We start from the raw sequence: 21,614 nt of genomic DNA, 5'->3' as shown, positions 1-21,614 counted from the left end.
AGGGCTGTGGTGTTTGGGGCCGCAGCAGGGCCCGGGTTTCAGGCGGGCTCTCCACCCCAGTGCTCCCAGCAGGTGAGGCCATGACCAGCCGCCCAGACTTCAAACCCTTTGAAAAGGAAGAGACCGAACGACTGCGGGATCTGCTTCCCGCCTCCTTCCGACCCTTGGTCAGCGTCGTGCCCAACTTCGGGGGTGAAGCCCTGCTGGTCTCCCGCCGCAAGGCCCCTTGGCAGCCCCAGGGCACGATCGCCATCGATTTTCGCCGTTGGCAACAGATCCCACGTCCCCAGCGGGATCTGTTGTTTCTGCGCGAGGTGGGTTGGCTGGGCAATCGCAACTGGCTGCAGCCGGGATTTTACCAGTCGCTGGCTTTGCTGGGGGGCATCACCACTGTGGCGGAGCTCTCTTTGCAGCACCCTTTTTCCGCTCTCTTGGCGGGTGGCATCACAGCCCTCTCGATTCAGCAGATCTGGCAAAACCTGAACCGGGAGAGCGCCCATTTCGATGCCGATGAATTTGCCCTGCGCCGCGCCCAGTTTCGCGGCTACAGCCGCCAAGAGGCGGCTCAACACCTGGCGGATGCTCTGGAACAGGTTCTCAAGTTGGATCCCAGCGATATCCTGACGGCGCTGCGGCTACAACGGCTGAGAACCATTGCCCGCAACCTTGCCCCCTCAGGCGGAAACTCCTGAGACCAGTTGCACTTGAGTGATGGCCACCCGACCGGAGAAGCAGATGTCGGTATCGGCTTGGGGATCGCGGGCGCGATCCGCATAGCGGCCCTGATAGCGAAACCACAATGACTCTACCCCATTGTCTTCTGCCTCCACGGCGTAATCGAGGGGCAGAGGTTGGGTACAGAGGGGACAGTAAACCCGCTCCGGCAGAGGGGATCCAGGTGGCAGGTGGGGCAAGTTGACATTCCAAAACGCTCCGCTGGGCAGGGGTTGTTCCATCAGCTCCGCCAAAATGGCACAGGTCCAGCGCCGCGCCTGTTCCCAGTCGATGGGTTTGCCCCCTGCTCGGTATTGGGAAATGGCGATCCCCGGGATCCCACGCAGCGCCGCTTCCCGCACCGCTGCCACCGTGCCGGACAAGTACACATCCGTTCCCAGGTTTCCCCCCTCGTTAATGCCGGAAAGCACCCAATCTACGGATGGAGCCAGTTTGAATAGGGCCACCCGCACACAGTCGGCAGGGGATCCCTCAACGGCAAAGGTGCGCTCGCCGCGGGCAGAGGCCCGAAACGGTCGTCGCGTCGTCACCTGGTGGCTGCAGCCGGAAAGCTCCTGGTGGGGGGCCACAATCCAACAGTGTTCTTCTGCAACAAGGGAGCCGAGGGCCAGCTTGAGCTGGGCCAGCCCCGCCGCCTCGATGCCGTCATCGTTGGTCAGCAATACCTTCATCCGGATTTCCTCTGCCGGCAACTTCTTGGGTTAATCTAATCGCAAGTCTCTAGCGCAAATCTGGAGATCTGGGGTGCAAAAGCAGCAGGGATCCCGTTCTTCTTTTACCCTATCTTTGGGGGTCAGCCTTCCCCTTGCCGCATCCATCAACCCATCATAAGGAACTGACACCGGAGGACTGCGATGACCACACGGGTAGCCATCAACGGATTTGGTCGCATTGGGCGGGCTTTCTTGCGGGTGCTGCTGTCTCAGCCGGAAAGGACTCCGTCCCCCGACCGGGAGCTGGAGGTGGTAGCCGTCAACGATCTGACCGAGCCGGAAAACCTGGCCTATCTGCTTCAGTTCGACTCGGCCTATGGGCGCCTGCCCCAGACCGTCAACGCCGTGGATGGCCACTTGCAAATCGGCAGCCACAAAGTCCGGGTTTTGGCAGAACGGGATCCGGCCCAACTGCCTTGGAAGGATCTGGGGGTTGACCTGGTGGTGGAATCCACCGGCTTATTCACCAAACGAGATGGGGCCGCCAAACACCTGGAGGCCGGCGCCAAAAAAGTGATCATCTCTGCTCCCGCCAAAGGCCCCGACCTGACGGTGGTGATGGGGGTCAACGACGACCAGTACGACCCGCAGCGGCACCACATCGTCTCCAACGCCTCCTGTACCACCAACTGTCTGGCGCCGTTGGCTAAGGTCTTGCTGGATCGCTTTGGCATCGAGACAGGCTTTCTCACCACCTGCCACGCCTATACCGCCACCCAGGCCATCGTGGATCGCCCGGATCCCAAGGACTACCGGCGGGGCCGCTCGGCGGCGGTGTCGATTGTGCCTTCCACAACCGGGGCGGCCACGGCAGTTGCCGAGGTTTTGCCTGCCCTGAGAGGAAAGATGGACGGGCTGGCGCTGCGGGTGCCCACCCTGACCGGCTCGATCGTGGACTTTGTGGTGCGCACCGAGCAGCCCATCACCAAAGAAGCAGTCAATCAAGCGTTTGTCGAGGCGGCAGAAGGCCCGATGCGCGGCATCCTGGCCATTGCCCCACCGCAGATCGTATCGGCGGATATCGTTGGGGATCCTCACTCCTCGATTGTGGACTTGGAATCCACCCTGACCCTGGGAGATCGCACGGTGAAGGTGCTCTCCTGGTACGACAACGAGTACGGCTATGCCGCGCGGCTGGTGGACCTGGCCGCCAAAATCGGGGCTGCGCTGTAGGCGGCCATCAGTGGTTTGTTACGTCCATCCCTAACTCCTCAGGTGGGCCGAGCCACAGCAAGAGCACCATCGCCGGAGCGGCTGTCATCGCTGTAATCAAATAGAACAGCGGCCAATTGACCGCAGCCGCCAAATAGCCCGACATGGCCCCGGCCAAGGTTCCTCCCACGGCAAACACGCTGGTGAGCAGAGCGTACTGGGTGGCGCTGAATTGCCGATCGCAGAGGCTCATCAAAAAAGCCAGGAAAGCAGCCGTGCCCATGCCCCCGGCCATGTTGTCGAAAAGGGTTGCCCCCACCAGCAGCGGATAGTTTTGCCCCACCAACCCAATGGCTCCCAGGCCCAAATTGCCGATCCCCTGCAGGGCCGCGAAGATGAACAGACAGCGGTAGGTGCCGGCGCGGCTGACCCACTCTCCCCCCACAAAAGCCCCCACCAAGGTGGCCAACAAGCCTATCCAACTGCGGATGATGCCCAGATCGCTGGTGCTGAACCCCGTCTGCAACAAAAACGTGGGGGTCATTTGCCCCGCCAAGCTATCCGGCAACTTGAAGCAGACCACGAACAGCAGGATCGCCCAGGCCAAGCGGTGCCGCCAAAAAGATTGAAACGGCTCGATAATGGCCGCCCGCAGCGAGGTAGGTTTGAGGGCACTGTTTTCCGGCTCGGGGGCCAAAAATGAGGTAACCACCCCAATCGACATCAGCAGCGCCATGATCCCGTACACCTGCCACCAGGGCAAGTAGTCCGCCAAGATCAAACTCACACCACTGCTGACCAGCAGCGCGATGCGATAGCCAAATACGAAAATGGCTACCCCTGCCCCCATCTCCCGCTCTGCCAAAATGTCGGTGCGGTAGGCGTCCACCGCGATGTCCTGAGAGGCGCTCAAAAAAGCCACCAGGAACCCCACCAGAAAGATCGGGCGGGTGAAAACCGTGATGCCCGGCCAAGTCTGAGCCAGCTCCTCCCAGCCCAAGGTTTCTAGCCAGGTTTGGGTGGGATCTTGAAAACCCAGCAGCCCGATGCTGAGCAGCAACAGCACCTGGGTCAGGGCCATCCACCCCCGCCGCCGACTGCCCCGCAGGGATCCCGGTGCCGGCAACAGAAACCGATCCAGAATAGGCGACCAGAGAAACTTGAACGAGTAGGGCAAATTGAGCAGGTTAAACAAGCCGATGGCAATGGTGGTCAAGCCCGCTTGGGTCAGCCAGGCATTGAGGGTGGAGTTGATCAACAGCAGCGGCAAACCCGACGAAAACCCCAGCAGCAGCAAAGTGCCCATCTTGGGGCTGCCGTAGATACCCAACATCCGCCTCAGGACGCTTGTCTCCACCTCCATCCTGGCCAGCCCTCCCATTTCTTCTCAGGGATCCCTGAATTGCCGGTTACTCTAGCAGGTGCCCTGGCCGGCGGCGATCGCTGCTGCTGGGCAGAAGCTCCCTCCCGTTGCCGTAGCAGGAGGGAGTCCTTCTCGGGAAAACCTACAGGCTACTGCGAATCACAAACGAGTAGTTGCTGCCGGGTTCCAGCAGATAGTCCGATTTTTCCAGAAAACGGCTCAAGGGCTCACAAATCAAAGCCCGCCCCACAGAAGGTTCCACCTTCAGCTCCCCGGCCCGAAAGCACCAGCAGAAGCGCCAAACCCAACCGTTGGCGTTGACTTCCCCTTCGATGGCACCCTCCTGCCAAGAGCGGCGGGTAATCTGCACATGGGCAGTGGTTTGAGGCAGTCGGCTCATCCGGCATCTCCGACGGGATCCCTTGTAGGGTAGCGCGTGACCCTCCCGCTGCCACCAGCAGGTCGAACTTGGGCCATGAGGCATCCGGAGCTCCACGCCATTCAAAGTCTCCCAACTGCCTGCTGTGGGGAAAAGCAGCCAGCAACTAGCGGGCGGCAGTTGCAAGAGCCTTCGAGGATTTTTTCTCCGGCTTCTCAGCCGCAACTTCCGCTAGCAAAGCCCGCAGGCTGGGAAAAAGGAAGTGGTTCTCCTCGACATATTGCGCACCAAATAACCCCTTCTCCGCCCAAAAAAACCGATCAATCGTATGCTCATTGCGCCGTACCAAAATCAGCGCAGGCGGCTGAATAGAATTTTCCTGAATATATCTGCGAGCAGCAGTTACAGACTTCTCCTCACCACTGTCCAAATTAAATTGAGGGATATGATCTAAAATCTTGCGCCCTTCCAGACGACGGCGGCTCTTACGCTTTCTTCTCCTAACCAATGTAAGCCTCCTGTAGAGGGATGACCGAACAACCGCAAAGGGAATATATCAGCACTGCTTAAGAAAATCAATAACTTTTACCCATTTTTGTTATTCTTCTTTACAAGAACAATAAACCATAAACCAGCAACTTCCTTTTGCTCGGCGGGAGGGCAACTCGAACACCATCCCCAAACTCCCGTGGGGAAGCGTCCTCTGAGTGAAAATCCCCAAAAACTGCCTGCGAAGAGAGCTGACAAGTTGAGTGGTTGCTAGGCTCAATCTTGAAGCGAATCCACTGCCTCTGGCAACTGTAGAGAAAATCAGCTGCCAACGCAGGAGACTCTCATCAAATCTGAGCTCCAGCTTAACATTAGCAGAAACGGTGCTCAACAGAATATATACCTAAACTCAGTTTCAAATCAACCTCTTTTGGGTTGAAGTGCTGAGTCAGTTGCCGACTTTGCCAGTTTGGAACTGCTCGACCGAGAAGAGGAAGGGTCTGCTCTCGGGCAGTGTACTAAGACTGTACAGCTAACTTCTTGTTTCTACAAGAGATCCACAGCAGATCCATATGGCCCTCTCGCGGGTCTGTCCTGAGTGCCCAGCCAAGGGGTGAGAGGTTCTGGTACCGTAGGGATTGGATCCCGATCCAAGTGACCGGCAAAGAAGCTTGATGAGTTTGCTGGGTTTCCAGGACTGCGCTGAAGCGATCAGACGGAACACAGGCATCTTGCTAGCCTAGCTTTAGCTGCACCTCAAAGGCTCGGGTAAACCTCGTCTAGGTCTAGGGAGTTTTGGGCATGATGAAATTCGCATTGCTGGTGGGTCTGGGACTCAGCTTGGGATCCCTGCCGGTTTGGGCACAGGGAGCAACCCCGCTGCCCAGTCCTGCTGCGACTGCTTCTCCGACTGAGACCCCCGCAACTCCCAGCCCTCTGGCATCTCCGACTCTGACCCCAGAGCAAGTCACCGATGCTCAGGTGGAACAGTTGGTGCGGATTTTGTTGGAGTTGGATCCCCTGATTCGAGAAGCCAGCGCCCAACTGCGGGAAACCCAGAACGAAGAGGAATATGAGCAAATTATGCAGCGCACGGAAACCCAAGCCAGCCGCATTGTCGAGCAGCAAGGGCTGACGGTGCTGCAATACCGCGAATTGATGACCTTGGCGAACGAAAATCCTATCCTCAACCAGCGGGTTCGCGTGCGCTTGCAAGAAGTTTTGCAAGAATCCAAGCCGGCCACCCCAACACCTACACCCTAGGCTGAGCCGGCTTGTCTTGGTCAGGCGCAGAGAGAACCAGAGGCAGCCGCAAGGTAAAGTAGGTGCGATTTGCCTCGCTGCTGAGGTGAATGCTTCCTTGCAGCAGGTGCACCTGCTGTTGCACAAGGGCCAGCCCCAGCCCCGTCCCCCCTTGTCGCCAGGGATCTGCGCTGGGCACCCGATAGAACTTCTCAAAGACTCGCTTTTGTTCTTCTGGGGGAATGGTGACGCCGGTGTTGAGGACCTGGATTTCTAGGTGATCGGAATGGTTGGTGACCTGTAGGCTGATCTGGTGCTCGGCAGGGGTAAATTTACAAGCATTGCTCAGCAATTCGGCCAGCACCGACTTGAGCACCTCCGGCAGGGTAGAAATGGCGGGCAGTTCGGGAGGGATCCCAAGGCTGAAGTGCTGATGGCGGCGGTAGGCATCTTGAGCGAAGGGCTCCGCAATTGGGGGCAACCACTTTTGCAACGCCAACCAGCAGGGCTGCTGTGAGCCGTTCGCGTTAGCAGGACGGAGTCCTTTGAGCACCTCCAACCGCTGCAGTTCCAGCAGATCCTCGACCAGTTTGATCTCCCGCTCACATTCGTTGTCCAACACTTTCAAGTACTGAGAGATCTTGGCCGGATCCGGGGATTTGGCAGCACACTGGTCAGGCAGCAGGACAGCGCTGAGCAGGCGGATGGCCATTTTCATGTTGGCAAGAGGGGTGCGCAGCTCGTGGGACACTGTGCTGAGGAAATCATTTTTTAGGTGATCCAGCCGCTGCAATTCCTGCACCTGCCGATCCAGTTGGGCAGTGCGGGCTTGTACCTTTTCTTCCAGGGTGCGGTTGAGCTCCTGGATCTGTTGGAACAGTTCCGCCTGCTGAATGGCGATGGAGAGGTGATCGGCCAAGGCCAAGATCAGATCCTGACTGCTGGCTAACCAGCCGGGGCGCGTTGTTTTCAGTTGCAGACACAAGCTGCCCCACAGGGTGAGGTGGGCCGGGCCAAATGCGGGGCTTTCGCCGCCGTAGAGGGGTACCAACAGCCAACTGCCGGGATAGGCTTTGGCCATGGAAGCAATGTAGGCCCAACCTTCAGCCTGGTCGGCTGCTTCCAGCAACACTACCTTCCCTTGCTTCAACTGTTGGGCAATGGGGCTTTCGGCATCGGGAATGAGACAGCCCAAATAGTGATTCGGCTGAGTGGAGTACTCGGAGATGATGCGCCAATGCTGTTGCTGAGGCCGATAGATGCTGATGCTCACCCGATCCGCCTCCAGCAGATGACAAATCTCACGGGTGGCCACAGCAAAGATCTGATCCAACTGCAAAGCAGCGCGAATGGCCCGCACAACCCGGTTCAGAGCTTGTTCGCGGGCCGCCTGTTGGCGCAGGTTTACCAGTGTCTGACGGCCTTTGAGCAGGTAGCGGATGCGCTGACGCATCACCGGCCAGTGAACGGGTTTGGTCACGTAGTCGCTGGCTCCGGCAGCAAAGGCTTTGTCGATGGAATCTTGATCCTCGAGTGAGGTGATCATCAAGCAGGGCAGATCCGCATCCAAAGCCCGTAGTTGGCGGCAACACTCGAACCCATCCAGGCCGGGCATGAGGGCATCCAGGAGAGCTATCTGGGGTTGAGTTTGAGCAAAAAGCTGCAAGGCTTGCTCACCGTCTTCGGCCTCCGCCACCCAATAGCCCTCATGGCTCAACAAAAGAGCCAAGTACTTTCGTATGAATGGGTCGTCGTCCGCCAACAGTACCGTCGGCGAAACATTTGGCAATGGGCGTTCGGAATTGAGAACAACTGGGGACTGCACAACATTCACTCCACAAAGTTGGCCGCTGGCCTGCGAAGCACTTGGGCTTTTTGCGCACAAACCGATCCCTACCCCGACTTCAGCCTAGTCCATCAAAACCGCCAGGGCAAGCGATCCCTGGGATAGGCCTGTTAAAGAGCTCCAACAGCAGCCCTGGCCGTTCCCCAGTGCTGAGTTGCCGGAGTTACTTGCCATCCAACACCTCTAGGATGGCCTTGGCGGCGCGGGCGAGAACGCCGGGTTCTCCCAGGGCCGCCCGCATCGCGGCATAGTCGGCTTGCAGTTGGGCTTGCTTCCGGGTCAGCAGCTCCAGCGCCAGTTGGGCGATCTGCTCCGGCTGGGCCTGCTCCTGTAACAATTCCGGCACAATGGGGCGCATCAGCACCAAGTTGGGGGGAGACATAAAGGGCACCGACACCTTCAGCCAGTGGCGGGCCAGCCAAAAGGTGAGCGGGTTGAGGCGGTAGATCACCACCTGTGGGATCCCCAAGATGGCCGTCTCCAAGTTCACCGTGCCGGACTTGGCCAGCACCAAGTCAGCCGCTGCCAAAGCAAGGTGATGGGCTTTGTGGGGCGAGAAGAAGGGCAGGGCTTGGGGATCCAAAAGGGTGAGGTTGAGCCCAAGACGGCGGGCAGCCCGGGCAATCGGGGCGGCAAAACGGGGCGAGGCCAAGGGCACCCAAAACTGCGCCTGGGGCAGGTGAGCTTGCAACAACTGAGCTGCCTGGAGCAGAACAGGCAAAACCGAGCGCAGCTCTTGCCGCCGCGAAGCCGGCACCACCACCACCACCGTGGCTTCGGCCGGGATCCCCAACTGGGCTCTGGCTTGAGCACGGCTGGGTACAGCGGCCAGAATATCCAACAGGGGATGGCCCACATACTGCACGTGGGCTCCTGCCGCGGCGTAGTAGCGGGCTTCCTCAGGGAAAATCGCCAGCATCAGCCGCATCTGCTGGGCCAGTTGGTAGGTAAGGCGGCTGTTGGGCGACCAGACCCATTCCTGGGGGGCAATGTAGTACACGGCGGGGATCTGCCGCCGCTGCAGCAGAGGGGCAATGCGGCTGTTGACGCCGATGTAGTCCACCAGCACAGCCACATCCGGCGGGTCTTGGGCCAAAAAGCGGCGAATTTTCCACTCTGTCCAGAGGGCAGGGCCGACGAAGGGGAGAGCTTCCAGGATGCCGATGGAGCTGATCTCGGTGGTGCGGTGCAGCAGCCGGGCTCCGGCAGCAGCCATCTCCTCTCCCCCGACCGCTGTGATGCGTAGGTGCGGGCGTTGGCGCAGCAGCTCGCGAATGAGATGGCCGGCCTGCAGATCCCCTGAGACCTCGCCTGTGCACACAAACAGATGGCTCACCTGCGATCCTTAATCACCCAGCTCTGGCAACTCTTCCCCTCTCCCGCGTAGGGCCGGCAGGGGTCCACGCCGTTGGGGTTGGGAAAGGGAATCTTCCAAAAATTGCAGCAGGTGTTGTAAAGATCCCGTCTCATCCACCCATTCTTTGCCCTGCAGGGAACAGATGCAGCACCCCCCCTCGCTGCGGAGGCTGCTGCGCAGGGTTTGCAGCGCTTTTTCTAGGGGCAAACCAGAACGGTATAGCAGCCGATAGGCTTGCCGCAAGGCCGGCAGGGATCCCTCCATCCCTTTGGCTCGCCGCAACCCCACCAAGTTGAGGCCGCGAATGCGGGCCGGATGCCCTTCCACCAACAGGTAAGGCGGCACGTCGCGGTCCACCCGGCTCATTGCCCCCACCATGGCCAGGCGCCCGATGCGGGTGAACTGGTGGATCCCAACCATACCGCCGATGCGGGCTTGCGACTCGATGTGGATGTGGCCGGCCAAGGAAACAGCATTGGTAATCACCACCTGATTTTCGATGACGCAGTTGTGGGCAACATGGGCGTAGGCCATCAGCAGGTTGTTGTCGCCGATCAGGGTGGCCTCCCCCTCATTGGTGGCCCGGTTGATGGTGACGAACTCGCGGATGCGGTTGCCTCTGCCGATCACCACCTGAGAGGGCGCGCCGCTGTACTTCAGATCCTGCGGCTCCGTGCCCAGCACCGCTCCCGGAAAAATCTGGTTGTCCTCGCCAATGTCTGTCCAGCCATCGATCACCACGTGGGCCCCCACCACCGTGTTGGCACCAATGCGCACATGTTCGCCAATAACTGCATAGGGGCCAACCTGAACCGTCTCGTGCAACTCAGCTTTCGGATGGATCACCGCCGTGGGGTGGATGCGTGAGCGGTGCGGCGCACTTGCAGAAACGTTGGGAGTGGATCCCGCTGAAGCCAACGAACTCATGTCCAACCTAGCCAGCAACTGTGGTTACGCTCCCAACCCTGCGAATGATGATTGAGGTTCGGGGGAGATCAGACACTGCCACCTCAACCTTGCGCAGCAACATGTTTACCCGATCTGGACGGGAATGAGCCATCTCCCTATCTCAACACTTTAGCAGGGTCTCCTGGCGACAAGTCGCCGCTGCGCCGTTCGCGCTAGCGGGACGGAGTCCTTTGACAGCCGCGCCCAGAGCCTTCCTCGGCTGGCCGCTGTGATCAATCCACCAAGGAGAACATCAGCTCCCCTTCGGTTACCAGTTGCCCTCCTACCTGAGCGCGGCAAAACATTTTGCCGATGCGTTTTTGCCGGATGGTGAGCAAATCGGCAGAAAGCAGCAGTTGATCCCCCGGCAACACCGGACGGCGAAAGCGAACGCCATCGATGCCGGCAAAGAGGGCCAAGCGCCCGGCCACATCGGGCAACTTGGTCAACACGATCCCCCCCAGCTGCGCCATGGCCTCGACGATGAGAACGCCGGGCATGATCGGTCGGTTGGGGAAATGCCCCTGGAAAAAGGGCTCGTTGAAGGTGACGTTCTTCAGGCCCACCGCCCGTTGCCCAGGTTGGTACTCCACCACGCGATCCACGAGCAAAAAAGGATAGCGGTGGGGCAGGATCTCTAGGATTTGCTCCGTTGTGAAGACGGGGGGAGCGGTTGCCAACTGAGCAGCTGCTTCAGCCGAGAGGAGAGGAGGAGGAGAGACATCAGAAGACATGGTAACCCACAGAACCGGAAGACAAACCTTAAAACCCGCATGGGAGAGCCTTGAAGCAGAAGCAAGGCCGTACAGAGAAATTGCAGCAGGCCCATGAACTTTTCACCCATCCCAGAAGCCGGGCTCCCTCTCAAAACGAAGAGCGAGATTCCACCCCACCCAGGCAAAGGGGATCCCTTGGTTGCTCTTGAGCTGGCTCCACCTGCAGGGATCCACTCTGGAGCAACTGCTCAGCCAAACGGTGGTGCAGGGCGTGGCCCGCCTTGTAGGCCACAATGTGCCCCTGCAAGCGGCAGCCCAACAAGCTGAGATCTCCTAGTAAATCTATCAGCTTATGGCGCACCGGCTCATCTGGGAAGCGCAACGGCCCCAACCACTCGGTTTGGCTGCAAACGATAGCATTTTCCAGGCTGCCCCCCTGGATCAGCCCCTGTTGGCGGGCCCGCTCTACGTCCTGTTGGCGGGCAAAGGTGCGGGCCGGCGCGATGGACTGGACAAAATCCGCCCTGTTCTCCCGCCAGCTCAGCCACTGTTGGCCAATGGGGCAATCGGCAAAATCGATGCCATAGGTAAAGCGAGTGACGGGGTTGGGCAAGGCGCTGACAAAGGCTTCCCCTGCCCAGACGGTAACCGGCTCCCGGATCACCCCCTGTTGTGCCGGCTGGTCTTGGGCCAGGATCCCGGCCTGGGCGATGGCCTGCACAAAAGGTAAGGCAGAGCCGTCCAAGAGCGGCAGCTCCGGCCCCGCCACTTCGATGCGGCAGTTGTCGATGCCCAAGATGTAGAGGGCGGCCAAGAGGTGCTCCACCGTCTGCACCTGAGCAAATCCCTGCTGCAGCAAGGTGCAGAGAGGGGCAGGAGCCAGGGATCCCAAGCGGGCCGGGATCTCAGGGGATCCCGGTTGATCCACCCGCACAAAGACCCGACCGCTGCCGGCAGGGGCCGGATGCAGGCTACAGCGCACGGGCAGACCGGTGTGCAGGCCCACCCCTTCCAGGGCAATGGAGCTGGCCAAGGTGTGCTGTTGGTCTCTCATAACTGCTCCCCACTCCTATGGCAGACGCTCTTGGCCCTGGTCGAAAACGCGGTAGTACAGCTCCCGGTAGCCCACCCGCAGGCTGCTGCTGGCATCCGCCAATTTGGCTTTGCGACTACCGTAGCTGCTGAACACCTCGTAGGTATCTCCCTCAAAGAAAAAGGAAGAAACATCAGAAACCTCTTCGCCGCCCAGCAACTGCCAGCGTCCCTCCCGAAACCGCAGCCGGTAGTGGGCCCTGTCCAAGCTGCCGGAGGGGCGGTCGAGGGTGGCGTCGATGCGACCCTCGTACTCTGGCGACTCGGCTCCTGCCACAGGCCGCACTTCTACCGAGATATCGCGGTAACGGCAGTTAGGACGGCTACACAGGCGGATCGAGCGCATCGCCGCGGCAATTGCTTCCAGCCGTTGTCGCGCTTCTACCAGAGACTGAGAGGATGGAGCCACCTGCGCCGGCTCTGCTGCCGTGGAGAGCAACGAATGGGCAGCCAACGCCGGGGATCCCCAGCAGCATCCCACCAACACCAGACAAATCAAGCTCAGCCAACAGCGGTAGGCGGATCCCATCGGCACAATCTTTATGACAAGATCTAACTCCTCTACTTTAGGGGATCCCTATCTGCGATTCCTTCTGAGCAATGCCGACATCGTCCCACTGGGCTCAAGAGCAATTGGCGCAGGTGCGCATCGTGTTGGTGCAGCCGGCTGGGCCGCGCAACCTCGGCGCCATTGCCCGTGTAATGAAAAACATGGGCCTGCGGCAATGGGTGTTGGTGGATCCCCAATGCGATCCCCTCGATAGGGAAGCGATCACCATGGCCGTGCATGCGGCAGACCTGCTCCATCAAGCCCAGACGGTGCAAACCTTGGCTGAAGCCCTGCAGGGGTGTGTGCAAGTTTTCGGGACAACAGGGCGCAGCCAAGCCTACCCCCCCGAATGGCAAATCCAGTCCCCTCGCCAAGCCTTCCCCGCCTTGCTGGCTGCCGGCCCTGCTGCCCTTGTGTTTGGCCCCGAAGATCGCGGCTTGAGCAACGAGGAGCTGGCCCTCTGCCATCGCCAGATCCAGATCCCCACCGATCCGGTTTACCCGTCTTTAAATCTGGCCCAGGCGGTGGGCATGTGTTGCTACGAGCTGCGCACCCTCATCTGCCAGAACCCTCCCCCCGCCCCTTCTGTGCCCCTCTCCCAAAGGCTCGTTCCCTTCGAGCTGCTGGAAGGCTTTTTTGGACATTTGGAAGCGCTGTTGCTGCAGATCGGCTACCTACACCCCCACACCGCCCGCCGCAAAATGCTCAAATTTCGCGCCCTGTTCCAGCGGGCCGGCTTGACCGTGGCCGAGGTGGCCTTGTTGCGCGGCATCCTACGGCAACTGCAATGGAGCCAGGGTCAGACAAATCCCGTCCCGCCGACGCGGCCAGATTTCACCGGGATCCCACTCGACTGCTAGAGCTTAAGGGCGGCCCGAGGATCGTAGGATTGAACCCGCTGCAGCTTTTCGTAAAGTTCCCGTTCCTCATCAGAGAGACGGGTGGGCAAATGGATCTGCACCACCACGTAAAAATCCCCCCGTTCTCTGTTGCCCTTGGGGAAGCCCCTTTCCGCCAGCCGCAACTTTCGCCCCGGCTGCATGCCAGGCGGGATCCGCAGCTTCACCACTCCATCCAGGGTGGGCACCTCCACCTGGGCACCCAAAACCGCTTCGCTGGGACTGATGGGCAGATCACAGTAAACATCGAATCCCTCCAGGCGATAGAAGGGATGGTCTTTCAGCTCGATCTTGAGGTACAGATCGCCGGCGCCGCCGTTGGGGTTGGGGTGGCCTTGGCCGCGCAGGCGAATCCGCTTCCCTGGCGTAATCCCTGCTGGGATGTTGACCTCGAGCACGCGATCCCCGCCCACCCGCAGGCGGCGCTTACCCCCCTCGAAAGCTTCAGGGATGGTGAGCTGAATGGTGGCCTCAGCATCGTAATTGGCGTTGTCGCTGGATCCGGAAAAGCCGCTGCTGCGGTTTGTGCTTTGGCTGCGCACTCGGCCCAGCAGTTGATCGATAAAATCTTGAAAATCGTCAAATTGGCTGAAATCGACACCCCCCCCACCAAATCCAAAGTCTTCGTTGAAGGGGGCATCGGCAAAAGGGCTGCCGTAGGGCTGGCTATAGGTCTCCCGCCGGGAACGGAACCCACCCTGCTGATAATATTGGCCAAATTGGTCGTATTGCCTGCGTTTGCCGGGATCCGAGAGAACTTCGTAGGCTTCGTTGATCTCCTTAAACTTCTCTTCGGCAGCTTTGTTGTTCGGGTTAACATCCGGGTGATATTTCCGGGCCAAGCGCCGATAGGCCTGCTTGATCTCGTCGGCGGTGGCCGTCTTGCTGACCCCCAGAATCTTGTAGTAGTCCTTGAAGTTTTGCATGGAGGCGTCCGCAGGCAAATTGCTGAGAATGGGCAAAAAACCAAGCAGTTGGCTTCCGACCCGTTGACGAAAAGAGAAGAAGGCGGGCTAGACGCCATCGCCTATCCCGTCCTTCCTCATTATCGGTGCTGTGGATAAGGAGCCCCAGAGGGATCCCACTGCCGTCACTTGGTCTCGGTGAAGTCGGCGTCGATGACGTCGTCGCTGCCGCCAGAGGTCGTCCCAGAGGTGGAGCTGGAAGCGGCGCCGGGCTGTTGATAGAGCTCGCTGCTCATGGCGTAGAGGGCCTCCTGCAGCTCCCGCTCTTTGCTCTGGATGGCGCTGTCGTCCTCCCGTTGAATGGCGTCCCGCAGCTCCCGCACCAAGGTCTCGATTTGGCTGCGCTTGCTGGAGGAGATCTTGTCGCCCAGCTCCTTCAACTGCCGCTCGGCCTGGTAGGCCAGCGAGTCGGCCTTGTTGCGGCGCTCGATTTTCTCGCGGCGGGCGCGGTCTTCGGCAGCGTATTTCTCGGCTTCGGCAATCATCCGCTCCACCTCTTTGCTATCCAGCGTGGAGGCGCCGGTGATGGAGATGCTCTGCTCCTTGCCGCTGCCCTTATCTCTGGCCGTCACCTTGAGGATGCCGTTGGCGTCGATGTCGAAGGTCACCTCGATCTGCGGCACACCGCGGGGAGCCGGCGGGATCCCGTCCAGCTTGAAGCGGCCCAGGGACTTGTTGTCGCGGGCCAGCTCCCGCTCCCCTTGCACCACGTGGATTTCCACCGAGGTCTGCCCATCTTCGGCGGTGGAGAAGATCTCCGACTTGCGGGTGGGCACGGTGGTGTTGCGCGGGATCAGCTTGGTGGCCACGCCGCCCAGGGTTTCCACCCCCAAAGACAAGGGGGTGACATCCAGCAGCAGCACATCTTTAACTTCGCCCGCCAGCACACCGGCCTGGATGGCAGCGCCCACGGCCACCACCTCGTCGGGGTTGACGCTCTGGTTGGGCTCTTTGCCCAGCAGCTCCTTCACCAGCCGCTGCACCGCTGGAATGCGGGTGGAGCCGCCCACCAATACCACTTCGTTGATGTCGGCCTTGGTGAGCTTGGCATCCCGCAGGGCCTGCTCCACTGGCCCTTTGCAGCGCTCCAGCAGGTCGGCGCAGAGGTGTTCAAACTGGGCGCGGGAGAGCTTCAGCTCCAGGTGCTTTGGACCATCGGCAGTGGCAGTGATGAAGGGCAGGTTGATGGTGGTCTCGGAGACACTGGACAGCTCGATCTTGGCTTTTTCGGCAGCTTCCGTCAGCCGCTGCAGGGCCTGCCGGTCTTGCCGCAGGTCGATCCCTTCCATTTGCTTGAACTGCTCAGCCATCCAGTCCACGATCTTCTTGTCGAAGTCGTCGCCTCCCAACTGCGTGTCGCCACTGGTGGATTTCACCTCGAAGACCCCATCGCCCACCTCCAGGATGGACACGTCGAAGGTGCCGCCGCCCAGGTCGAAGACGAGGATGGTCTCGTTGTTGCGCTTGTCCAAGCCATAGGCCAGAGAAGCCGCCGTCGGCTCGTTGATGATGCGCAGCACTTCCAAGCCGGCGATCTTCCCGGCATCTTTGGTGGCCTGCCGCTGCGAGTCGTTGAAGTAAGCAGGTACAGTAATGACGGCTTGGGTAACCGGTTGGCCCAGGTAGCGGCTGGCATCATCCACCAGCTTGCGCAACACCATGGCCGAGATCTCTTCGGGGGCAAATTCCTTGTTCAAGCGGGGTGCATACAACTTGACATTGCCCCGTTCATCCCGCCGCACCTGGTAAGAGACCCGCTTGGAATCGGCATTCAGCTCATCGTACTTGCGCCCGATGAACCGCTTGACCGAATAAAAGGTGTTTTCGGGGTTGAGCACCGCCTGGCGGCGGGCCATCTGCCCTACCAGGCGCTCTCCATCTTTGGTGAAGGCAACCACCGAGGGCGTGGTGCGAGTGCCCTCGGCATTGGCGATGACGGTGGGGACACCCCCTTCCATTACGGCGACAACCGAGTTGGTTGTGCCCAAGTCAATTCCTACAACTTTTCCCATCGGCTCCTTGTTCTCCTTTTGTTCAAGACGTTACCTCGGCTACCGCCGCCAGGCTGTATGAAGTAGCTTGGGCAGCCAATCCGTGAAAATTCAGCAGGTATTTAGCTGTTTCCTAGGCCGATCCTAACCAGCAGGGCATTGCGGTCAGGGCGAGAATGCCGCCCATTTCTGGCAACTGGAAGGCAGAGCAGTTACGGATCTCCGTACCTGCCGGGGCCTTGCTTCCAGGGCCGGTTGGGGCAAGGGCGGCTAGCTCTGGATAAGCTGCAGGGCTTCCAGGCTGCGGGCCACAACGGTTTCGGCCAGGGGCAGGTAGCCCATTGCTTCGGCCAGAGCCTGTCCTTCGCTGAGGGCCCAGCGCAGCACCGCCCGCAGGGCAGTGGCAATAGCGGGATCCCGGTACTGGCGGTAGGCCAGGATCCAGGTGTAGGTGACGATGGGATAAGCCCCCACGCCGGACGGATCCGGCTCAAAGGCCCGCAGGTTCTCAGGCAGCTCGATTTCGCTCAGGGCCAGGGCCGAGGCTGCGGGGGTGGGGAGGACAAACTCGCCGCGGCGGTTTTCCAGGGCCGCCACCGATAGATCCAGGTCGCGGGCGTAGACCGATTCCACATAGCCGATCACCCCTTCGCTGTAGAGCATCTGGGCGCTCATGCCTTCGTTGCCCTTGACCCCAATGCCCACCGGCCACTCCAGGGACATGCCGACACCAATCTCGGCGGCCCAAGCGGGGTCGATGGCGGCCAGGTGGCGGGTAAAGGTGTCGGTGGTGCCGCTGCCGTCGGAGCGGTAGCAGACGGCGATGGGCAGGTCGGGGAGCTCCAAATCGGGGTTGAGGGCCAAAATCTGCGGATCCCGCCACTGGGTAATCTGGCCGCGGAAGATCTGCACCAAGACGGAGCGGGATAGCTTGAGGCCGGAGCGGATCCCGGGCAGGTTGTAGCCGACGGCAATGCTGCCTGCTGTCATCGGGATCATGACCACGCCCCGCTTCACCTCGGCAATCTCGGCATCGGTCATGGCCACGTCGCTGGCGGCAAAGTCCACCGTCTGGTCGATAAATTGGCGGATCCCGGTGGCACTGCCCACCGGCTGGAAGTTGATTTCCACTTTGGGATCCACCTGGCGGTAGTCGGAAAACCAGCGCAAATACAGAGGGGCCGGGAAGGTAGCCCCAGCCCCGTTGATCAACACAATCTCCCCGGAAGACTGGCTGTCGGCGACGGGGACAGCATCGCCGGCTTGGCCAGAACGGGATCCCTGTTGGCAGGCGCTTAGGCCGGCAGCAGCCAGCAACGACAGCAGCATTTCTCGACGGCGGCAGCGGGGCAGTTGAACCATGGCTGAGGCGCTCCAAGCTCTCCGCCCCGATCCTTAGTCTTGCCCACGGAGCTCTGTCAAGGGCTGCCATCTTTAGCTCTGGCAAGCACCAGAGGGGGCAACTTCCCGCAAAAGTCGGCTTCTTCTCTTCACCAACTGGTCGCCGATCCCCGCAGGGTTCGCTGCGCGCTTCGGCAAAAACGGGGATCCCAACTCTGTCTTTGTCTCAAGACGGAAAACAGAGCTTGCTCGAGAAAAACAAAGAAAAACAGCGAAAGAAAGAGAATGAAAGAGTTGAGTTCTGCAGCAACTGCAGAGGGATCCCCAGGCCAAAGCCTTATCTGGCAAGGCTTAGCCGGTTTCGGGCCGGATCCCCCCTGCCTTGGAAAAATCTTGACATATCTTGGAATAGAGCAATATATTGTGGATTCTGTGCAGAAATCCTGCGCTGTTTACATCTCGGTATCTGGGGGACTACTATGCCGACTTTGACTCGTTCTCCCTGGACACTGCGAGACAGCGAAAAGCTCTATCGCATCTCCGGTTGGGGGGATCCCTACTTCCGTATCAACGCCGCCGGTCATGTGGAGGTAACCCCACAGGGCCTACAGCAGCAGGAACCTGGCATCGACCTGTACCACCTGGTGATGGATCTGGTGGCGCGGGGTTTGCAGTTGCCTTTGTTGATTCGCTTTCCCGAGATCGTGGCCGACCGCATGCGGCGGATTTGCGAGAGCTTTCAGCAGGCCATCGAGCGCTTTGGCTACCCCAACGTCTATCGGGGGGTTTACCCGGTCAAGGTGAACCAGCAGCGCCACCTGGTGGAAGAGGTGGTCAAGCACGGTCGCGCCTACCACTTTGGGCTGGAGGCAGGCTCCAAGCCGGAGCTGTTGATTGCCCTGGCTCTGCTGGATACACCTGGGGCTCTGTTGATCTGCAACGGCTACAAAGACCGCGATTTTATGGAAACGGCTCTCTTGGCCCAGCGGCTGGGGCGCACCCCCATCATCGTCCTGGAGCGGCTGCAGGAGCTGGAGCTGGTGCTGCAGGCTGCCGAGCACCTGGGCATTGATCCCATCTTGGGGGTGCGGGCCAAGCTCTCAGCCCAAGGGATCGGGCGTTGGGGCACCTCGGCTGGGGATCGGGCCAAGTTCGGCCTCACGGCCACGGAGATGTTGCAGGTGGTGGAACGGCTGCGGGAGGCCGGCAAGCTGCACTGTCTGCGTCTGTTGCACTACCACATTGGCTCGCAGATCTCGATGGTGAGCGTGCATGGGCGGGCCGTGCGGGAGGCCAGCCAGATCTACATCGAGCTGGTCAAACTGGGGGCGCCGATGGGCTATCTGGATATCGGCGGCGGCTTGGGGGTTGATTACGACGGATCCCAGTCCACCAGCCATTTCTCCCAGAGCTACAGCTTGGAGGATTACGCCGCCACCGTGGTGCAGACGGTGCTGAGTGCCCTGCAGCCGCACGGGATCCAGCCGCCGGTGCTGGTGACCGAAAGCGGGCGGGCCCTGATGTCCCACCAGTCGGTGCTGGTCTTTGACGTCCAGGATGTCAACGCCGCCAGCCCCTACCCCATGCCCACCCAGCTCACGTCCGATGCCGAGGTGATCCAGAAGCTGAACCAGCTTTACTACCAGATCCAGCCGGAGACCCTGGTGGCCGACTATCGCCGCTGCCAGGAGCTCAAAGAAGCCGCCCTGCGCCAATTTACCGAGGGATCCCTCAGCTTGCAGGAGCGGGCCGAGGTGGAGCGGATGTTCTGGAACTGCTCCGACAAGATCTGCACACTGGCCTACGAGCAGCACCAGGCGGGGCAGCCGGTGGCCGTAGATCTTCTAGATCTGGACGAGATGCTGGCCAGCATCTACTACGGCAATTTCTCCCTCTTCCAATCCCTGCCGGATAGCTGGGCCATCGACCAGGTGTTTCCCATCATGCCCATCCACCGTCTGGACGAGGAGCCGCGCCAATGGGCCACCTTGGCGGATCTGACCTGCGACAGCGACGGCAAGATCAACCGCTTCTTTGGCGAAGACGGGCAGATCACCTCGGTCTTGCCGCTGCATGATCCCGATGGGCAGCCCTACCTGCTGGGGGTGTTTCTGGGGGGCGCCTACCAGGAGATCCTGGGGGATCTGCACAACCTGTTTGGCGACACCAACGCCGTTCACATCCGCACCCGTCCCGGCGGCTACCAAGTCACCCAAGTTATCAAGGGGGACACCATCGGCGAAGTGCTGAGCTGGGTGCAGTACAACAGCGAAGATCTGGTGGAAACCCTGCACCACGCCACCGAAGCCGCCCTGCAACGGGGGCAGATTAGCCTGGATCAGGCCCGCGCTTTGCAGCAGCACTTCGAAGACAACCTGCGGGCCTACACCTACTTGCACCGCTAGCCGGTCAGAGACGGCCCCAAAGCCCAGGTCAAAACAGAAAAGGATCCCGGTTTTGGGCCGGGATCCTTAAGCTTTTGAGATCTGGGAGTTGGGGGAAGGGGATTAGACGTGGCTCATTACAGGCGCAGCGGGCTATTCAGGGTCAAGTTCATCACCTGACTGGGGCGCAACACCACCACCTGGGGAGCCGTGATGTTGCCCACTGCCACGCCGGCCCCGGCTCCGCCAATCACCCCCAAAGCAGAGACACCCCCTGTCAGCAGGCCCAGCACCGTACCGCCCACCGCACCAATGGCTGCGTCCTGGGCGATGGCTTCGGCGGAGTATTGGCGGGGATCTTTCTCATCGTGGATCAAGTCAGAAGACATCTGCACCGAGTAAAGGCGTCCATTGGCAACCAGGGCCGTGCCGAAGAACCGAGCTCCTCCCTGAACCGGGCGCAAACTACCCCGCACTTCGCTCCCTGCCGGGATCACCAACTGGCCGTCGCCGCCGTAGATGTCCTGAGCTACCCGCAAGGTAAGGGGATGGGTGCTATTGGGGCTGAAGTACTGGGGCTCTCCACCCTCGAGGGTCTGGACGGGGATGATCGTGCCCGGCTGCAATTGGCGCACACCTACATCAAACAGTTGCTGAGCAGAAGCAGGGGGCAAGGCGAGCAACCCCAAAGTGGGGGTTGCCCAGCCAATCATCGCCGCCGCAACAACACGAATGTTCATCGAAACTCTCCGGTAAATGTTCAACACAGCATCCCAAGGAAAACGCAGATTCTTGGGAGCGCTTGCGAGCCACCTGAAGGTCAAGCCCGACGAATAAAGCTGATCAAGGCCAACAGAACCAAAGCCCCAACAGTAGCCATCAGCAAGCTTCCCAGCAAGCCCGTAGCCGATAGGCCAAGCAAATCAAAGAGATATCCCCCGACAAATGCCCCGCAGACGCCGACAATGATGTTGCCGATCAAGCCAAATCCGTAACCACGCCGGATGTACCCTGCCAGCCAACCGGCAATCGCCCCGATCAACAGAAACCAAAGGGTGCTGTTCATACAACTTACTTCTCCAAGGTATGCTATACCTACAGCTTACTCTTCGTTGCTAAAAGATAAATGCTCTGAAAACCAACCTTCTGTACACTCGGCACACTTGACGGCCACCTGACAAATTGGTAACTTTTGCTGAGAACAGATAACCACCAAAAAGTTGGGTCTAAAACCCCAAGTTGATTTTGGATGTATGCAATGAAGACCTGAAGAGGAGCGCCACCGACACTAGATATAGATACATACAGCCTGTTAAAGAATCAAGGGGTACAGTAGCAACACTTAGCAAACCAACTCTGGAAGCAGGATGGATTGATCAGTAGTAAAGAAGTCTGCACTATCTGCTCCAGGCTATACTTCCCAACTCTGGAAAACTGCCGAATAAAATGCTT

At 59.9% G+C, this 21,614-nt stretch carries 20 protein-coding genes and 1 pseudogene; 5 read left to right on the top strand and 16 right to left on the bottom strand.

All coding sequences use genetic code 11. The features are described from left to right. The first annotated feature begins 80 nt into the window (after positions 1–80). Positions 81–692, top strand: coding sequence for a DUF3318 domain-containing protein (locus NW858_RS11905; protein ID WP_414334799.1), 612 nt, complete (start codon positions 81–83; stop codon positions 690–692). On the opposite strand, the gene surE is transcribed toward NW858_RS11905, so the two are convergent. Next, positions 675–1,406 (bottom strand): 5'/3'-nucleotidase SurE, encoded by a 732-nt coding sequence (gene surE, locus NW858_RS11900; protein ID WP_414334800.1) that lies wholly within the window; start codon positions 1,404–1,406, stop codon positions 675–677. The genes NW858_RS11905 and surE overlap by 18 nt on opposite strands. A 183-nt stretch (positions 1,407–1,589) precedes the next feature. Between surE and gap the strand changes: the two genes are divergently transcribed. Then, the gene (gene gap, locus NW858_RS11895) at positions 1,590–2,621 is read left to right on the top strand and encodes a type I glyceraldehyde-3-phosphate dehydrogenase (protein ID WP_414520577.1); all 1,032 of its coding nucleotides are present in this window, start codon (positions 1,590–1,592) and stop codon (positions 2,619–2,621) included. 7 nt (positions 2,622–2,628) lie between these two features. On the opposite strand, the gene NW858_RS11890 is transcribed toward gap, so the two are convergent. The 3 genes from NW858_RS11890 to NW858_RS11880 all read right to left on the bottom strand — a co-directional run bounded on the left by NW858_RS11890 (position 2,629) and on the right by NW858_RS11880 (position 4,850). After that, positions 2,629–3,963 (bottom strand): AmpG family muropeptide MFS transporter, encoded by a 1,335-nt coding sequence (locus tag NW858_RS11890; RefSeq protein ID WP_414334802.1) that lies wholly within the window; start codon positions 3,961–3,963, stop codon positions 2,629–2,631. A gap of 142 nt (positions 3,964–4,105) precedes the next feature. Then, entirely contained in the window at positions 4,106–4,363 is a 258-nt protein-coding gene (locus tag NW858_RS11885; RefSeq protein ID WP_414334803.1) for a DUF3146 family protein, read from the bottom strand. Between the two features lie 145 nt (positions 4,364–4,508). Beyond that, entirely contained in the window at positions 4,509–4,850 is a 342-nt protein-coding gene (locus tag NW858_RS11880; protein ID WP_414334804.1) for a DUF3155 domain-containing protein, read from the bottom strand. Between the two features lie 782 nt (positions 4,851–5,632). On the opposite strand from NW858_RS11880, the gene NW858_RS11875 reads away from it, so the two are divergent. After that, positions 5,633–6,094, top strand: a complete 462-nt coding sequence (locus tag NW858_RS11875; protein WP_414348135.1) for a DUF4168 domain-containing protein — start codon at positions 5,633–5,635, stop codon at positions 6,092–6,094. Here NW858_RS11875 and NW858_RS11870 read toward each other — a convergent pair. The 6 genes from NW858_RS11870 to NW858_RS11845 form a co-directional block, all read right to left on the bottom strand. After that, positions 6,084–7,898: a response regulator gene (locus tag NW858_RS11870; protein ID WP_414520576.1), complete on the bottom strand. Its 1,815-nt coding sequence runs from the start codon at positions 7,896–7,898 to the stop codon at positions 6,084–6,086. The genes NW858_RS11875 and NW858_RS11870 overlap by 11 nt on opposite strands. A 184-nt stretch (positions 7,899–8,082) precedes the next feature. Continuing rightward, positions 8,083–9,255 (bottom strand): lipid-A-disaccharide synthase, encoded by a 1,173-nt coding sequence (lpxB, locus tag NW858_RS11865; protein WP_414334807.1) that lies wholly within the window; start codon positions 9,253–9,255, stop codon positions 8,083–8,085. A 9-nt stretch (positions 9,256–9,264) separates the two neighbouring features. Then, positions 9,265–10,203 carry an acyl-ACP--UDP-N-acetylglucosamine O-acyltransferase gene (lpxA, locus tag NW858_RS11860; RefSeq protein WP_414334808.1) on the bottom strand — a complete coding sequence of 313 codons (939 nt, stop codon included), beginning with the start codon at positions 10,201–10,203 and terminating at the stop codon, positions 9,265–9,267. Positions 10,204–10,457: 254 nt separating this feature from the next. Further along, positions 10,458–10,958: a 3-hydroxyacyl-ACP dehydratase FabZ gene (fabZ, locus tag NW858_RS11855; RefSeq protein WP_414334809.1), complete on the bottom strand. Its 501-nt coding sequence runs from the start codon at positions 10,956–10,958 to the stop codon at positions 10,458–10,460. A gap of 130 nt (positions 10,959–11,088) precedes the next feature. Then, positions 11,089–11,994, bottom strand: coding sequence for a UDP-3-O-acyl-N-acetylglucosamine deacetylase (gene lpxC, locus NW858_RS11850; RefSeq protein ID WP_414520575.1), 906 nt, complete (start codon positions 11,992–11,994; stop codon positions 11,089–11,091). A gap of 15 nt (positions 11,995–12,009) precedes the next feature. Continuing rightward, positions 12,010–12,561, bottom strand: a complete 552-nt coding sequence (locus tag NW858_RS11845; RefSeq protein ID WP_414334811.1) for a hypothetical protein — start codon at positions 12,559–12,561, stop codon at positions 12,010–12,012. 71 nt (positions 12,562–12,632) lie between these two features. Between NW858_RS11845 and NW858_RS11840 the strand changes: the two genes are divergently transcribed. Beyond that, a complete protein-coding gene (locus NW858_RS11840) occupies positions 12,633–13,442 on the top strand; it encodes an RNA methyltransferase (RefSeq protein ID WP_414338859.1) in 810 nt (269 codons plus the stop codon). On the opposite strand, the gene NW858_RS11835 is transcribed toward NW858_RS11840, so the two are convergent. From NW858_RS11835 to pstS, 3 genes are all read right to left on the bottom strand, one after another. Further along, entirely contained in the window at positions 13,439–14,407 is a 969-nt protein-coding gene (locus NW858_RS11835; protein ID WP_414520574.1) for a DnaJ C-terminal domain-containing protein, read from the bottom strand. The two genes, NW858_RS11840 and NW858_RS11835, sit on opposite strands and share 4 nt — an antisense overlap. A gap of 164 nt (positions 14,408–14,571) precedes the next feature. Continuing rightward, positions 14,572–16,458, bottom strand: a complete 1,887-nt coding sequence (dnaK, locus tag NW858_RS11830; RefSeq protein WP_414335690.1) for a molecular chaperone DnaK — start codon at positions 16,456–16,458, stop codon at positions 14,572–14,574. A gap of 249 nt (positions 16,459–16,707) precedes the next feature. Continuing rightward, positions 16,708–17,799 (bottom strand): phosphate ABC transporter substrate-binding protein PstS, encoded by a 1,092-nt coding sequence (gene pstS, locus NW858_RS11825; protein WP_414520573.1) that lies wholly within the window; start codon positions 17,797–17,799, stop codon positions 16,708–16,710. Positions 17,800–18,257: 458 nt separating this feature from the next. On the opposite strand from pstS, the gene speA reads away from it, so the two are divergent. Then, a complete protein-coding gene (speA, locus tag NW858_RS11820) occupies positions 18,258–20,183 on the top strand; it encodes a biosynthetic arginine decarboxylase (protein WP_414335687.1) in 1,926 nt (641 codons plus the stop codon). A gap of 116 nt (positions 20,184–20,299) precedes the next feature. On the opposite strand, the gene NW858_RS11815 is transcribed toward speA, so the two are convergent. From NW858_RS11815 to NW858_RS11805, 3 genes and pseudogenes are all read right to left on the bottom strand, one after another. Continuing rightward, positions 20,300–20,902 carry a hypothetical protein gene (locus tag NW858_RS11815; protein ID WP_414338866.1) on the bottom strand — a complete coding sequence of 201 codons (603 nt, stop codon included), beginning with the start codon at positions 20,900–20,902 and terminating at the stop codon, positions 20,300–20,302. A gap of 80 nt (positions 20,903–20,982) precedes the next feature. Beyond that, positions 20,983–21,228 (bottom strand): GlsB/YeaQ/YmgE family stress response membrane protein, encoded by a 246-nt coding sequence (locus NW858_RS11810; RefSeq protein WP_414335685.1) that lies wholly within the window; start codon positions 21,226–21,228, stop codon positions 20,983–20,985. Between the two features lie 254 nt (positions 21,229–21,482). After that, positions 21,483–21,614: pseudogene (locus tag NW858_RS11805) on the bottom strand (IS630 family transposase); the annotation flags it as partial.

This window comes from Synechococcus sp. H55.10 (genome assembly GCF_047502715.1).
In the GTDB taxonomy this organism is placed as follows: Bacteria; Cyanobacteriota; Cyanobacteriia; order Thermostichales; family Thermostichaceae; genus Thermostichus.
Note: the sequence above shows the minus strand (reverse complement) of the source record. Positions and strands in the feature narration are given on the sequence as shown.